Consider the following 15,773-nt stretch of genomic DNA (forward strand, 5'->3'; position numbering starts at 1 on the left):
TAAGGATACAAATTAATTTTATATTATCTTGTATCCTTATTTCGTATCTAGTTTTAATTATTTATCTTGGATAGCCTTTATGGTACATTAATCCATTTTCTAACATTAATTCTTGAGCCAAGTATATATGACCCTTACAGTGCATATCTGATACACCCTCACTTATAAGTTTATATGTTTCAGAAGTATATAAATAATCCATACTTTCTTCCAAACTCTTGCCTGTCTGCCTAGAAAATTCTAATATAATTTTTTTATATAGTATCTGTAATAATGTTTTATTTGCTTCCATAAGCACTATACCTCCTCTTCACATCTAAACTTTAAATATTTATCTATTACATTTTGATTGGTTATACATATTTGTTCATTTGGTTTATAGTATTTTAATCTTTTTAAAGCTTCATCTTTTTCAATAAGATTATCTTGATACAGTTCTATTGTATTGTAAATCTTATCATCAGCAATTCCACCTATTATAACATCATATTTCATATATACATCACTCATATTTCTACATTCTAATATAAAGTCAAGCCATTCTAAATTATAACTATCGAATATTTTTACATTACAAATTTTTTTTAATTCATCAATATCTAAAGAATAGCTATTTAAATATGCTTTTCTACCCCTTTTCTTAAAACGTTCTGTCCAGTTAAGTGCCTGTGTTTTTATACTAGTTAAATAGAATCCTTTTCCAAAATCTAAAGAATCTCTTGAAAAGGTAATATTAGGCGTTTTTACCACACAGTATGAACCATGATATACAATCATTATATCACACCCTTTTCTTTAAGCACTTGTATTAAATCTTGCACTATATAACTTTTACTTTGAGAATGTAGTGCTTCATAGCAAGGTATTATATAGTTATCTAAAATATCAGTATCATGTTTAAGAAGTTTATAAACTCCTTCTGAATCTATATTCAACTTTTCTGCTAAAGCTTCAATGCAAAAAATAGAAAATTCTAGTTTTCTTTCATCCATTACAAACCTCAACTCCTATCAAACTTATATAATATATATTTTTATTAATTAACAACTTAAACTATTTTACATTTATAAAAATATTATATCATAAAGTAGATATTAAAATTCTATGTTACCTAATATCATAATAAATAAAGGTTTTTTATACACTCTAAATGCACCCCAATATACCCTCAAAAAAACCTCTTTTTCTGTGGTTGGGGTACAGTTGGTGGATTTCATCACCAAAATAAAAAATACTAGTCAATAAAGACTAGTATTTCCAAGTATTTCATCATTCTTTTTTAAAAATTGGTGGAGACGAGGGGAGTCGAACCCCTGTCCGTAAGTCTTTTCCTCGTTGCATCTACATGCTTAGCCAACTTCACTAATATCTCGCCTCACATAACGCCAAGTGGCAGGCTCTATGCTTAGCCAGTCCCAATTAATCTACTTTAAGTCGAGACACCCTTAAAGTAGTTCCCTGCATAATGACGTCCAGTCTTAGTCGGCAGGAGGACTAAGAGGGACGAGCAGCAACTAGGCTGCTATCGCGAAATTATCGTCTGCGTTTATTTTAAAGTTCCCCAGTTTTTACGTGACCCAGAGTAACACGACATGCAGCCTCAAGTTCCAAACCCACGTCGAAACCTTTACGCCCCCTTGAGTAGTTTATAGTCCAGTAGACTTTTCGCAAACTTTATCACCATTTTTATTAAATTTTTAATGTATATATAATATAATACTTTTAAGAATAAAAATCAATGTTATGTTCTAGATAATAAAGAATTTTATTCTAAAAAATACACTTTTATCTAATTTAATACTTGCCTGTCATTTCTCTTTCTATACGTCTTTGTGCATCTTTCTTAGCCATATCTTGACGCTTATCATATAATTTCTTCCCTTTTGCTAAAGCAATTTCTACTTTAACTTTACCATTTTTTAGATATAAACTAAGTGGTATAAGTGAATACCCCTTTATAGTAGTTGCTCCAATAAGTTTTCTTATCTCATGCTTATGAAGCAATAATTTTCTAACTCTTAAAGAATCAACATTGAATATATTTCCTTGCTCATATGGACTTATATGAACTTGTTTCAAAAATACTTCACTATTATCTACAGATGCATATCCATCACCTAGGTTAACTTTACCTTGTCTTATTGATTTTACTTCTGTTCCTTTTAATTCAATTCCACATTCATAAGTTTCTTCTATAAAATATTCATGTCTTGCTCTTTTGTTTGTTGCTAATACTTTCTTACCAGCCATATAAATCTCACCTTCTTTGCTAGAAATTTCTTCAATTGATATTAATAATTTGCTAAATTTTTCATGCTACTAAATCATTTGACTAACCTGTATAATAACATATTTAGGAATTTTAGTCAAGATTACACTAATATATTAAGTTTCTTAAGTAATATGGTAAATAGTAAAGCAAAATAAATAACAAGCCATATCAAATACATTCAATACCAAGCTAAATTTAACTGCTAAAATCAATTTATTAACTTCAAAACAAAAACTACTCTAAATATCTATCTTTTATCTTTTAATATGCCCATAAAATATAATACCCACAAATAATAAATAATACTCAAAATATCCATTTAAATAATCACATATCCTTAAGCAATCCTACTTCAGCTATAACCATCTTAAAGTTTCTTAAAAGATGTAAAAATTTGATGATAAAGTAGCCATTTTTCCAAAAAAAATGTAATATATAATTATATCTTGTAATATTTTAGAGATAAATATTAACTATAGTAGGGAGAAATTTGTATGGATTTAAGCAAAAAAGTAAGAATTTTAGAAAATGCATCAGATGGTAAAAGTGAATTTGAAATATTAGAATTTGAAAAACTTGAAGGTGCTTCTAGCCCAATGATGGCAATGGGATTATATTTTGCTAGAGAAGCTGGCTTAAGAGCTAGACAAATTAAGATAAAGTTAAATAATTCATCAATAAAAACAGAAGCTGGTGCATTATATTATTATAAAGGTAATATCTCTTCTGAAACTAAGATTGGTGGCGTTGGAGGCCTTTTCAAAAAAGGAATATCAGGAGCACTTACTAATGAATCAATGATGAAACCTGTATATAAAGGTACTGGCGAAGTTTACTTAGAACCTTCTTTTAGACATTACTTATTTATGAGCCTTGATAATGATTCAATAGTTGTTGATAAAGGATTATTCTATTGCTGTTCTGATACAATAGAAGTAAAGGCATTTACACAAAAGAACTTCTCATCTGCTTTACTTGGTGGTGAAGGTTTCTTCCAAATAGAATTAAGTGGTACTGGTGTAATCGTTCTAGAATGCGTTGTTCCTCAAAGTGAAATTGTAGAGTATGAATTAAAAAATGGAGAAGAATTAAAGGTAGATGGTAACTTTGCAATAGCAAGAACATCTGGAGTTAATTTCTCTGTTACTAAATCAGATAAATCTTTAATTGGTTCTGCTTTAAATGGTGAAGGTTTCTTAAATACATTTACTGGTAATGGTACAGTTTGGTTAGCACCAACTCAAGTAATGTATGAAAAATTAAGCTTTGGTTCAATGCCTACTAATGATAATATGAATAATAAAGTTTCTAAACAAAAATAGTAGTTTTATAAATACTTACTAAATCATTATGAAATTTATAAAATTACTATCGGTTTTATTTGACTATTATTATGAATTCACTATATAATTTATAAAATTACTATAGATTTTATTAAACTATTATTGTGAAATCACTATAAAATATAAATTTGAGAGCTTTTAATAAAATTCAATATATATATTCTTATACTAATAGATAGATACATACATCTATTTACATACATAAATATCAAATTATATCTTGTGTATATAAAAATAAACTTGCATCTCATAAATGTACTTTTTATTTCTATTACCTTCATTTTATTAAAGCTCTCATTTTATTATCTAACCTTCCTTTTTATTGGTTTTATCAATAGAGATATGATTATCAACACTACACTTCCAGATATCAACCAATATTTTTCATCAAAACTGCCTTGACTCATAGACATTATAAAAAAATTTCCAACATACTTATCTTTAGTCATCATATTTAAAATTAAATATCCTATAGACACCATATATCCAATGATTGTATTGTTAAATAAATTCGAAAAAAACATTCCCAAACTTCCTACAAACATAGCTGATGCGAAGCTTCCAATGATATACTCAGTTACTGGAAAATTTCCACCTAAATAGATTAAAACATTTACAAAACCTATGATTAAAACAGCTATACTTATAATTGACATCAGTATTCTAATTGATTGTACAATAACTTGAGATAGTGATTTTGATGATACTATTTCATCAAGCTCCTTTGATTGCTCTAGTGAAAATATAGGTACCAACATTATTATTCCTACTATTACAACATAATTTTCTAAACATATGGCTGACGAAATTCTATCTAAGTTAGCTACTCCTTGTATTAGAGGAATCAAACATAACAATATAATTGAACATATCAAATTAATTAAAGTGCTTAATTTGAAGTTTTCTTTTATTAAAACTAAACAGTTTTGAAAGCTTTGACCCAACATCAAGATTCCCCCTTCTTTTTTGCTCATATAAGAACATCGTTAGCAAAACAATCACTAATGCACCTAGACTCATCATAAGTCTATTACTCATAATTTGATTAAAGTTTTGTGCAACAATATTCCCACTTAGCACACTATTATGTCTTATCATTAACCCCATTGTTGGATAATCACCTTTAAGACCTGTAGAGTTTATGCTGTAAAACCACCAAATTAATTGAACAATAATTGCTATTGGTGTATCTGTTAATATAGTAAGGCTCATACCTATAGCTGTAGCTATCATAAGTGTTGGAAGTAGCCACCATATTGTATATTTTATAAATGCTAAATTATCAACTGATATCCCTTCATTTTTGCCAAATTCAATCAAAGGAAGTAAATCTTTTATACCTAAAATTAATATTGGTAATAACATCATAAAAACAAGTGCAAAATATCTTGATAAAACTATTTTGTATGACGATACTTGTTTTGAATAAATAATTTCTCTCATTCTTGAACGTTTATCTTTAAGTGACATGAAAACTGCCACAAACACTGGAAATATACTTAAGACTATACCTATATAATCACAAAAAATTCTTGCATAGCCATTAGTAACTTTATCTTTTTCTATTGTATAGTTATAATTCTGCATTGCTTCATTATAAGAAATTGGAACTACCCCAAATCTTTGCAACTTATCAAAGGCATATGCAGACCCTCCGCCTAAAATATCATCTACTCTTTGCATTATTTCTTCAAATCTTCCAATAGATACTCTTGAATAATCTATTTTTATGCTATCTCCATTTTTCCATAGTGAATTTATTTCCTCAATACTTCTACCAGTTATTTCTTCTATATATTGTTCTATGGTCTTGGTTTTATTTTGGTCCAATTGTATAGATTTAACTATTCCTGTTGGATATGTTGTATATGAGTTTTCTTGATATTCTCTAATTAAATTTATAGTTGCATTTGGAATGACTTCTTCTGTTTTCATAGATTCTTTTTGACCATATGGATATTGATTGTGTATAGAATAATATTCCTCAATATCTTCTACCCTTTGAGGAGCAACTAATGGATTCCCATCATTAGGAACATTTTTACTTACATCTTTAGAAACTGAACCTCCAAGTTGAGAAACATAGAAAAACACTAAAACTATAATAAAAACATAATATACTATACTTTTTAATATATTTTTACATTCTTTTAAAAATAGATTCATATCTTCTCTCCTCCCATTATAAGCATATAGCCATCTTCAATAGTTGGATTACATTCTACTGCATTTTCAAAAGGTTTATCATCTGATATGACCCTAAGTGTAGCCTTTCCACCTTGAGTCAGCATACCTATAACTACAAATTTATTTTTTATATTTTCAATATCTTTTTTATCTACTTCAATACTATATACTTTTCCTTGAGCTAGTTTTGCTAAAGCCTCAGTAGAGCCATTGTATATAACTTTTCCACTATCTAATATCGCCACATTTTCACATGTAGCTTCTATATCTCCAACAATATGCGTTGATAATATAACAATTCTATCATTTGCAATTTCACATAATAGATTTCTAAATCTTATACGCTCTTCTGGGTCAAGACCTGCTGTTGGTTCATCTACTATTAAAACTCTTGGATTATGAATTAGTGCTTGCGCTATGCCAAGCCTTCTATTCATACCTCCAGATAAAGACTTTACCTTAACATTTTGATGATTAGTAAGGTTTACTTTACTTAATAACTTGCATATAACTTTACTTCTTTTCCTTAGTGGTATATTTGATAAAACTGCTAAATAATCCATTGCCTTGTATACTGTCATATTGGGATACATTGAAAAATCTTGTGGTAAATAGCCAACCATATTCCTAATATCTTTAGTATTCTCAATAGGAACCCCACACATATCTATTGAACCTTCTGTTTTGGATAATAAGGTAGCTAAAATTCTCATAAAAGTCGTTTTTCCTGCTCCATTTCTTCCTAAAAGCCCAAACATCCCACTGTCAATTTCAAGATTTATACTATCAAGAGCACTTTTTGTTCCAAATCTTTTACTAAGATTAGACACTGATATTTTCATTTCCATATATAAATACACCCCCAGAAATAGTTTTATAGAATTGTATTTCTATAAATTTTTTATTGTATTTTCATAATAAATTCTAAAACTTAAGATATTATTTATAAATTTCTAAATTTTTCCTAAAGATTTTAATTTTTCTACTTTTAATTAGAGTATCTATATTTTTTATTTTTACTTACTTTATTTGTGAGTCCGTTTTATATAATAAAAAGATATGGTGGATGGTTAAACGAATTATTTATAATGGATAGCTTTCAATATGATGGTAAGTTGCTATAACGAAAAAATATTGCAGATAACTAAAAAAATTATTGGATATAAGAGATTAGCTTCAAAAGATAGTTGATTTGCATAATGAAAAATAAGATAAGTATACAAAAGAATTGTTGGATATAAGAGATTAGCTTCAGAAGATAGTTGATTTGCATTAAGAGATAAATTTTCAAAAAAATTAATTCACATAATAAAAAAACATAATATCTAATTAAAAGAATTATTGAATATGATAGGTTAGCTTCAAAAATAAATCGAGTCACATAATGAAAAAATATTATAGATATACAAGAGAATTATAGAACACAATAGATAAATTTCAAAAATATAATAGACTCAAGACTATAATTAAAAAATCCTCTATTTTATCAATTAAATTAGAATCTGGAAGATTATTAAATGCTTATTATAGACTCATATATTTCAGAATCATATTATATAGTCTGTTCTAAGAAATATTTATCACATACTTGTATCCTAATGATACTAACTTAGGATAAATCATTTAGCCTTTTAAGAATAAAATATATGTAGCTACACACCACAAGAATCCAAAAATAATTGATATATTTTAAAATGCTACTATTAAATAAGTAATTAAAAGGCTAATATGTACCTTCCCTTATAAAATCATACTTCCTCATGTCTAAGATATGTAAATGTATTAATCGTTCATAGTTTTTTAGTAATCATCACATTATATAAAATATTACTGCTTGTCTCTCATTAGCAGCTTCTTCTATAAACTTTTTAAGTTCAATCAAATTTGCCCATACATAATCAAAAAACTCTTCTTCATTCTCATCATCCATAACAGGGTAAATATTATTTTCTAACATCTCACTAATATTAAATTTTTCTCTAAACTGCTGCTCTTCCAAACTATCCATTGCTTCTGATAGCTTCTTTACATCATTAGCTGTAATCAGCATTGCAGGTGGTTCTCCATCAATTTCCATAAATACATTTCCACTCATTACTAGTTTGCTAAATATATTATCATCCTCTCCTCCAAATGGACAACCTGTTAAAGTAAAGTGAATAGCATGCCATGCTTTATCAATACTGATAGTATTATCTTCATCCATATCTCCAAAAAATAAACCTTGTAAGTTATCTTCTGCTTGTTGTAATTTCAAAACATTTTCTTCACTTATTCTAATATAACATCCTATCATACCCATAATTCTATTCCTCCTAAGTAGTGTTTTTTTTATTTTAACACTAAATTTATACAAAGTAATATATCGTTATAAATTAAATAAAGTAAAAACTTATGTAAAACAAAAAAATAAGTGTATCTCAAGTTTTAAATGATACACTTATTTTATATTAAAAATTTATTTTTTAAATATCTGTTTTTAACTAAGTATTTTTATACTACCTATTTTCATCAAATATTTTTATATTATCTATTCTCATTAAATATTTTTTAACTTCTAATTTTCATTGCGCATTGAGTATTACAAATTTAGTTATACCATAAATACTACAACTTCTCATATCTATTTTAGATGTTTTACTTATTCCTCTATTTTTTCAACTATTTCAAAATCAATTTCTTTAAAGTCTACATTTACACCCTCAACTTTTATCTTAACTAAATCACCTATCTTATATGACTTCTTAGTTCTTTCTCCTACAACACTATAAGAACTCTCATCATAAATATAATAATCATCATTCATATTTGCAAGTCTTATCAATCCTTCTATAGTATTATCTAGCTCAACAAATATTCCAAATGAAGTTACACTAGATACAACGCCTTCAAACTCTTGACCAACTTTATCCTTCATATAAAGAGCCTTATAGAAATCATGTACATCCCTTTCAGCCAATTCTGCTTTTCTTTCTTTTTCAGATGATTGAACAGATGCATAATCCACTATAGTAGTAAGCTGTTCCTGTCTCTTTCCACTTATCTTATTATTTAAAGATTCTTTTATTATTCTATGAATTTGAAGGTCAGGATATCTTCTTATTGGTGAAGTAAAGTGACAGTAGAATTTAGCTGCTAATCCAAAATGTCCACTACATTCTGGTGAATACTTAGCTTGTTTTAAAGAACGAAGCATTATAGTACTAATAGCACCTTCTTCTTTTTTGCCCTTTATCTTCTCTATTATACCTTGTAATGCCTTTGGATGTACTTCCTCTTTGTCACCCTTTATTACATATCCAAATGTAGATATAAACTTACTCAATTCTTCCATTTTTTCCAAAGATGGTGTCTCATGTATTCTATACACAAATGGTATCCCCATCCAATAAAAATGTTCTGCAATTGTCTCATTACTTATAAGCATAAATTCTTCTATTATCTTATTAGATATTCTTCTCTCATATGGCTTTATATCTGCAACTTCACCGTTTCCATTTAGAATTATCTTTGCTTCTGGGAAATTGAAATCTATAGCCCCTCTTTTTTCCCTTCTTGACATAAGAATTCTAGCTAAGACCTCAGCATTCTTAAAGTCATCTGCAACATGTTCAAAAGTCTTTTTAAGTTTTTCATCATCTTTCTCTAATATGTCAGACACTTCTGTATAAGTCATTCTAGCTTTTGAATTTATTATAGATTCACATATCTCATGTTTAACTACATTTCCTTTATGGTCTATTTCCATAAATATAGAAAGAGTTAACTTATCTTCAAATGGATTTAAACTACATACTCCATTTGAAAGAGTTTTTGGCAACATTGGGATTACTTTATCTACTAGATAAACTGATGTAGCCCTTTTTAAAGCTTCTTTATCGAGTTTATTTTTTTCTCTTACATAATGTGTGACATCAGCTATATGAACTCCTAATTTAAAGTTTTTATTAGGTAATATTTCTATTGATATAGCATCATCTAAATCTTTTGCGTCATCTCCATCTATAGTAAATATGTTTAAATCTCTTAAATCTCTTCTTCTTTTTATCTCTTCTTGAGGAATTTCAACAGCCACAGCCTCAGCTTCTTGCAATACTTTTTTTGGAAACTCTTCTGGAAGACCATGTTCTCTTATTATAGAGTCTATTTCTACGCCTCTTTCACCTTTTTGACCTAGTATCTCTATAATTTTTCCTTCTGGTTTTCTATCCTCTTGTGGCCATACTGTAATTTCACATACTACTTTATCATTATCTACTGCTCCACTAAAATGTTTTTTAGGTATATATATATCTTTAGTAAACTTCTTGTTATCTGGTGTTACAAAGCCAAAAGTTTTACTTGATTGAAAAGTACCCACTATTCTAGTTATCTCTCTCTTTATAACTTTTACTATTCTTCCTTCAGCTCTCTTTTCTTCAGTCGCAGGTACAACTATTTCTGCCATAACTCTATCATTGTGCATAGCTCCATTTATATTGTCACTTGAAATAAATAAATCTTGCGTATACTCAGCATCAGACTCAACAAATCCAAATCCTTTTTTATGTGATACAAATTTTCCAACAAAATATCCCATTTGATTTGGAGATATTATTTTTCCTTTCTTAGTAAAACTTATATAACCATCTTCTTCTAATTCATTTAAAAAATTATAGAACATTGGCATTTCTGATGAATGTATATCAAAAATTTCTGCTAATTCTTCTTTCTTTAGAGGATTATATGCGCTTTCATTTATTAATCCTAACAAACTCTCTTTAAGTCCTGGTATCATTTTTCCCTCCTATTTTAATCTTTCATTATATTATTGTTTATATTACATTACCTTTTATATTCCTTAGAACAAAACTTTTTTATTAATTACATATAACTTTTTATACTTTTTATTATTCCTACAAGTTAAATTACTTATTTATATTTTGTATTTATTATAAATTGTAAAGTAATAGCTTAAAACACTATTATGCTGATTCTTTAAGAATAAATTATCTGTATAAATGTCATTATGATTGTTTAAATTACTGTTTGTCATCTACTTTATCACCTAATTATACACTATCAGATAGGATTGGTAAAATATTCATCTCATATAAGTATTACTATATAATAATTTATTCTATTAGTATACTCAAATCATGTAAAATTTATATAACTCAATTAATTTTTTAAACACAACTTAATAATATAAAACTCATAATAAAAGTAAATTTATATGTTAAATGAGGTTGATTTTTTATTATTTTTTATTTATGCTAGTACTAAAGACTTGCAAACGTTTTTTGACAAGTCTTTATTTTATCTAAACTAAACAAACTTTTTTTTACAAATAAATACATGAAATTTAAACTAATCTACTTATTGGAGGAGATAAAATTGGAAGAAGTAATTGCAAAAATTATTACTATAGAAAATGGATTTAAAGAAATTGAAACTATAGCTAAAAAGATTGTAAAAAATAATGAATCAAAAAAATGTTATTATCTGTCAATCTACTTATATAGATCAGAATACTATCAAGTAAGAGAATTGGCAGTGTTTATACTTGGATTTATATCAATAACAATTTCTGAAGCGTTGTTATTTTTAAAAGATAATGTTAGTAAAGATGAAAACTGGAGAGTACAGGAAATACTAGCTAAATCATTTGATTATTATTGTAGTGAGGTAGGATATGAAAAAGCACTTCCTGTAATAAAAGAATGGATTAATTCTGACAATCCAAACGTAAAAAGAGCTGTCACAGAAGGCCTTAGGATTTGGACCAATCGAGATTATTTTAAATCTAATCCTGATGTCGCTATATCTCTACTTTCTAGTTTAAAAGATAATGATAGTGAATACTTAAGAAAATCTGTTGGTAATGCTCTTAGAGATATAAGTAAAAAATATCCAGATTTAATAAAAAAAGAATTAGACTCATGGGATATCACAAATAAAAAAGTTGAGTTTGTATATAAGCTTGCTTCAAAACGTATATTAGCAAAATAAATTGGAGGTGACCTTATTTGAAACTTCGCGATGAATATACTTGCCCCTTAGAATTAACACATGATATGATAAAAGGCAAATGGAAATCTATTATATTATGGAGATTACGTATGGGACCAACTTCTCTATCAAAACTTGAGAAGGAGATTAATGGTATTAATCAAAAAATGTTGCTTGAACAGCTTAAAGAATTAATCGAATTTGGTCTTGTAGATAAAAAGACATATGATGGTTACCCACTTAAGGTTGAGTATTCACTTACACCTATTCGAGGAAAGCAAATGTTAGATGCTTTGGCTATAATGCAAGATATAGGAATTAACTTTATGCTCGATAATGGCATGGAAGATATACTTAAGGAAAAAGGTATTTTAAAATAAATAGATACCCCCTAAATAGATACACACAAAAAAGTAAGTAATTTACCATTATTTTCAATTGGTATATAATTAAATTACAGAAATATTCTATTAATTTATTATATATTTAGGAGGTAAATTATTATGAAAGTAACTAGTACTGGTATAGTAAACGGCGTTATAGAAGATAAATATGGAAAAAGAGGAACTCAATTCAATGAAGGTGGTATGCCTACATACTCACTACCTCTAAAGTTTGAAGATGCTCCAAAGAATACAGTATCCTTTGCAGTATTTTTAGAAGACAAAGATTCTGTCCCTGTATGTGGATTTGCGTGGATACATTGGTTAGCTGTAAATATAACAAGAGATGAATTAAGTGAAAATGAAAGTATAACAGCTACTGATTTTGTTCAAGGGACTACTAGCTGGCATGGTAAACTAGGAGGTATTGACAGATTAGAAGCCAGTGTATATGGTGGTATGGCACCTCCAGACAGACCTCATGTTTATGAAATACATGTATTTGCACTTGATACTATTCTTGACCTTGAAAAAGGATTCTATATGAATGAGTTTTTTAAAGCTATGGATGGACACGTTTTAGATACATTTACATTAAAAGGAAGTTATTCTAACTAATTAGATTGACTATAGCTAATCATTAATTAAATGTCTACATTTGATTAATGATTAGCTTAATTGTTATTAGAATATTTTTTATATTTTAATTAATAGATTACATTAAATCCTGCGATTTACATAAAATTTAACACTCTACATGAAATTCAATAATAAATATAAAATTCAACAATCAAGATAAAATTAGACAATCAAGACAAATCATATCAGTTTATAAAATCAAATAAATTTATGTTAAGTTTATCAATATATAAAATCTTAAGGAGTTGTTATGATAAAAAAAATAGACCATGTAGTAATTACTACTAATAATATAGAAAATTGTATCAAATTTTATACAAAAATTGGTTTTACATTTAAGGAAATGAATAAAAGATATGAGCTTTATGCTGGAGATTTTAAGATAAATGTCCATATAAAAGGTCATGAACTTTCACCACATAGCAAAAACGTACAAATGGGTAGTGCTGATTTATGTTTTGAAATAAATGAAAATATTGATGAGACAAAAAAATACTTAGAACAAAATGATATTCAAGTTGAACAAGGAATTGTAGAGCGTACAGGAGTCTTTGGTAAAATGAAATCCATTTATTTAAGAGACCCTGATGGAAATTTAATTGAATTATCGAGTTATGGAGAATAGACTTTGGAAAATTTAATTTTATCAGTAAATGTTGTTCTTCCTTTGTTTCTCACAATGTCACTTGGATATGTTCTAAAAAAATTAGGCTTATTTGATGAACACACTTTAAATAAAATGAATAATGTTTGTTTCAAATCCTTCTTGCCATTATTATTATTTTTTAACATATATAACACAGATTTAAATGGCTCTCTTAATTTTAGACTTATGATTGTAGCTGTTATAATCATTTTTTCAACCTTCTTAATCCTAGTTTTTATTATCCCTAAAATTGAAAAAGATAATAAATCAAGAGGTGCATTAATACAAGGTATATTCCGTAGCAATTTCGTTATATTTGGTATACCTGTAACAATCTCACTATTTGGAGATAAGAGCATTGGAGTCACATCTTTATTAATTGCAGTCATTGTACCTATGTTTAATGTATTATCTGTTGTAATACTTGAAATTTTTAGAGGTGGAAAAGTAAACATAAAACATATGATTAAAGGTATTATAACAAATCCACTTATAATAGCTTCTGCAATAGGTCTTATTATGTTAATTTTAGATATTAATATCCCTACATTTTTACATAAGACAATTGGAGATATATCTAAAATTGCAACACCTTTATCTCTTATAATATTAGGAGGCTCTTTTAGTTTTTCTTCTATAAAGGGACATCTAAGACCTATTTTATTGGGGGTATGTGGAAGACTTATACTTGTACCTACTATATTCTTGCCAATTAGTATTCTTCTTGGATTTAGAAATGTAGAATTAGCCTCACTTATGATAATGTTATCTGCTCCAACTGCTGTTTCTTCATTTACAATGGCACAACAGATGGATTCTGATAGTGAACTAGCTGGTCAAATTGTAGTATTTACCTCTGCATTTTCTATAATTACAGTATTTTTAATAATATTTATTTTAAAACAGAATAATCTTATTTAAGTTAATCTTATCTAAATATTTAGATTTATTTATTAAATGTTCAAATTTGCTTATATGATATTTTCTAGTTGTATGCTTTTACTTCTACATCATGTTTACGATATAAGCCTTATTGAAGATTATTTTATAAAATATTATGAAAGTGTTATTTATATTTACAAAATACTAGCCATACTATAAAACTTAATGGAGATGATTTTATGAAACCTTGTGAAAATACTGCTGCTATTTGTGGCTTATTTTGTGGCACTTGTCCAAGTTGTAATAAACTAATTATCTGGTTTGATAAAGATACACATAAATATAAATAATCAAAATATCTAACTTAATCTTTAAAATAAAAACAGGACTAACAATGTAAAATTATTAGTCCTGTTTTATTTTTTACTTTACGTACTTTCATTAAAAACTAAATTTAATTTTTAAATATTTTCCAAATACACTAATTAAATAATGGCCAGTTATTCAACAATATCATTACTTCTTAACTATAAGTAATGCCAATGCATTTATAAAAAATAATACTGCTGTTATCTTTGTAACTCTAGCAAGAAATGCTTGTTTACCTTTTGGTTTAAAGTAAGCTTGACTTCCTTCTCCACCAAACTCTGAAGGCAAAGCATTCTTTGAATCTTGAGGCATTATGCTAATTACTAGTAAAATCCCTAGTACTACTTGCACACCCATTAAAATGTTGCTCATTATTGCCCCTCCTATCTATTTATTACTTAAATTTCATTACTCTTTAGTGTATCACAATAATATAGTCATTTCAAGACTATTAAGCCATAAATAACAAACAAAAATAATATGCAATTACTATATCTTTTTTGAATAACGTACTTCTAATAATTTGTTCCCAATATGTATCTCTTTCTCAAAATCATCACAAGTAAAACAATTTTTTTTATAGAATTTTATAGCTCTAGTATTGTCTTTTAGAACCCATATCGTTATATGTGAATATCCTAAATTGCTTAATCTATCAATGCAAAATTGTAATCCTTTTTTTGTAACAGATGTTCCCCAAAAATCGGGATGGAAATATATAGAATATATTTCTCCAATACATTTTGGAGCATTATCCTCTTGGCTTCTATTTAATGAAGCAAAACCAGCAGGTATATCATTCACCTTAAAAAGATAATATTCCTCTTCAGCTTTTGGAATAACTCTTTGGAAAACTTCTGCTCTTTTTTCAGAAGTGAATTCATCTATTATCTTATCTGGAATAATTCCTTTATACGCTTTTCTCCATGAACAAGAATGTATAAAACCCATTTCTGTAGCATTTTCAATTGTAGCTCGTATAATCTCTAAATTCATAAAAACACCATCCTATTGACAAATTAATACGATTATCGTACTATATTAGTACGACAATCGTATCA

General features: G+C 27.4%; 17 protein-coding genes and 1 other RNA gene. 6 read left to right on the forward strand and 12 right to left on the reverse strand.

What is annotated here, in order from left to right; translation table 11 throughout:
- Positions 1–61 precede the first annotated feature (61 nt).
- The 5 genes from ACTG46_RS16920 to smpB form a co-directional block, all read right to left on the reverse strand.
- On the reverse strand, positions 62–292 hold the full coding sequence (locus tag ACTG46_RS16920) for a hypothetical protein (protein WP_070441912.1): 231 nt from the start codon (positions 290–292) through the stop codon (positions 62–64).
- 5 nt (positions 293–297) lie between these two features.
- On the reverse strand, positions 298–777 hold the full coding sequence (locus ACTG46_RS16925; protein WP_479923266.1) for a DUF3990 domain-containing protein: 480 nt from the start codon (positions 775–777) through the stop codon (positions 298–300).
- Positions 777–992, reverse strand: coding sequence for a DUF3791 domain-containing protein (locus ACTG46_RS16930; RefSeq protein WP_021426802.1), 216 nt, complete (start codon positions 990–992; stop codon positions 777–779). Before ACTG46_RS16930 ends, ACTG46_RS16925 begins: the two co-directional genes overlap by 1 nt.
- 295 nt (positions 993–1,287) lie before the next feature.
- Positions 1,288–1,637: a transfer-messenger RNA gene (ssrA, locus tag ACTG46_RS16935) on the reverse strand.
- A gap of 157 nt (positions 1,638–1,794) precedes the next feature.
- Positions 1,795–2,250, reverse strand: coding sequence for an SsrA-binding protein SmpB (gene smpB / locus ACTG46_RS16940; RefSeq protein WP_054277589.1), 456 nt, complete (start codon positions 2,248–2,250; stop codon positions 1,795–1,797).
- 516 nt (positions 2,251–2,766) lie between these two features.
- On the opposite strand from smpB, the gene ACTG46_RS16945 reads away from it, so the two are divergent.
- Positions 2,767–3,594 carry an AIM24 family protein gene (locus tag ACTG46_RS16945; RefSeq protein WP_167639924.1) on the forward strand — a complete coding sequence of 276 codons (828 nt, stop codon included), beginning with the start codon at positions 2,767–2,769 and terminating at the stop codon, positions 3,592–3,594.
- A 323-nt stretch (positions 3,595–3,917) separates the two neighbouring features.
- On the opposite strand, the gene ACTG46_RS16950 is transcribed toward ACTG46_RS16945, so the two are convergent.
- The 5 genes from ACTG46_RS16950 to rnr all read right to left on the reverse strand — a co-directional run bounded on the left by ACTG46_RS16950 (position 3,918) and on the right by rnr (position 10,579).
- Entirely contained in the window at positions 3,918–4,562 is a 645-nt protein-coding gene (locus tag ACTG46_RS16950) for an ABC transporter permease (protein WP_479923267.1), read from the reverse strand.
- Positions 4,492–5,781 carry an ABC transporter permease gene (locus ACTG46_RS16955; protein ID WP_479923268.1) on the reverse strand — a complete coding sequence of 430 codons (1,290 nt, stop codon included), beginning with the start codon at positions 5,779–5,781 and terminating at the stop codon, positions 4,492–4,494. Before ACTG46_RS16955 ends, ACTG46_RS16950 begins: the two co-directional genes overlap by 71 nt.
- Complete coding sequence (locus ACTG46_RS16960) at positions 5,778–6,650, reverse strand: ABC transporter ATP-binding protein (RefSeq protein WP_231301601.1); 873 nt, start codon at positions 6,648–6,650, stop codon at positions 5,778–5,780. The genes ACTG46_RS16955 and ACTG46_RS16960 overlap by 4 nt, the downstream gene beginning before the upstream one ends.
- A 962-nt stretch (positions 6,651–7,612) precedes the next feature.
- A complete protein-coding gene (locus ACTG46_RS16965; protein ID WP_407963982.1) occupies positions 7,613–8,104 on the reverse strand; it encodes a YfbM family protein in 492 nt (163 codons plus the stop codon).
- A gap of 339 nt (positions 8,105–8,443) precedes the next feature.
- Positions 8,444–10,579, reverse strand: coding sequence for a ribonuclease R (rnr, locus tag ACTG46_RS16970; RefSeq protein ID WP_054271641.1), 2,136 nt, complete (start codon positions 10,577–10,579; stop codon positions 8,444–8,446).
- Positions 10,580–11,178: 599 nt separating this feature from the next.
- On the opposite strand from rnr, the gene ACTG46_RS16975 reads away from it, so the two are divergent.
- The 5 genes from ACTG46_RS16975 to ACTG46_RS16995 all read left to right on the forward strand — a co-directional run bounded on the left by ACTG46_RS16975 (position 11,179) and on the right by ACTG46_RS16995 (position 14,382).
- Positions 11,179–11,793 carry a HEAT repeat domain-containing protein gene (locus ACTG46_RS16975; RefSeq protein ID WP_074179913.1) on the forward strand — a complete coding sequence of 205 codons (615 nt, stop codon included), beginning with the start codon at positions 11,179–11,181 and terminating at the stop codon, positions 11,791–11,793.
- Between the two features lie 17 nt (positions 11,794–11,810).
- On the forward strand, positions 11,811–12,173 hold the full coding sequence (locus ACTG46_RS16980; RefSeq protein WP_054271643.1) for a winged helix-turn-helix transcriptional regulator: 363 nt from the start codon (positions 11,811–11,813) through the stop codon (positions 12,171–12,173).
- A 123-nt stretch (positions 12,174–12,296) separates the two neighbouring features.
- Positions 12,297–12,794 carry a YbhB/YbcL family Raf kinase inhibitor-like protein gene (locus ACTG46_RS16985; protein ID WP_479923269.1) on the forward strand — a complete coding sequence of 166 codons (498 nt, stop codon included), beginning with the start codon at positions 12,297–12,299 and terminating at the stop codon, positions 12,792–12,794.
- A 271-nt stretch (positions 12,795–13,065) separates the two neighbouring features.
- Positions 13,066–13,440 carry a VOC family protein gene (locus ACTG46_RS16990; protein WP_479923270.1) on the forward strand — a complete coding sequence of 125 codons (375 nt, stop codon included), beginning with the start codon at positions 13,066–13,068 and terminating at the stop codon, positions 13,438–13,440.
- A 3-nt stretch (positions 13,441–13,443) separates the two neighbouring features.
- Positions 13,444–14,382 carry an AEC family transporter gene (locus ACTG46_RS16995; protein WP_054271645.1) on the forward strand — a complete coding sequence of 313 codons (939 nt, stop codon included), beginning with the start codon at positions 13,444–13,446 and terminating at the stop codon, positions 14,380–14,382.
- Between the two features lie 477 nt (positions 14,383–14,859).
- Here ACTG46_RS16995 and secG read toward each other — a convergent pair whose 3' ends face one another.
- Complete coding sequence (secG, locus tag ACTG46_RS17000; protein ID WP_003421948.1) at positions 14,860–15,084, reverse strand: preprotein translocase subunit SecG; 225 nt, start codon at positions 15,082–15,084, stop codon at positions 14,860–14,862.
- Positions 15,085–15,201: 117 nt separating this feature from the next.
- The gene (locus ACTG46_RS17005) at positions 15,202–15,708 is read right to left on the reverse strand and encodes a GNAT family N-acetyltransferase (protein WP_479923271.1); all 507 of its coding nucleotides are present in this window, start codon (positions 15,706–15,708) and stop codon (positions 15,202–15,204) included.
- Between the last annotated feature and the right edge of the window lie 65 nt (positions 15,709–15,773).

The sequence above is a fragment of the Clostridioides sp. LIBA-7678 genome (assembly GCF_056716065.1).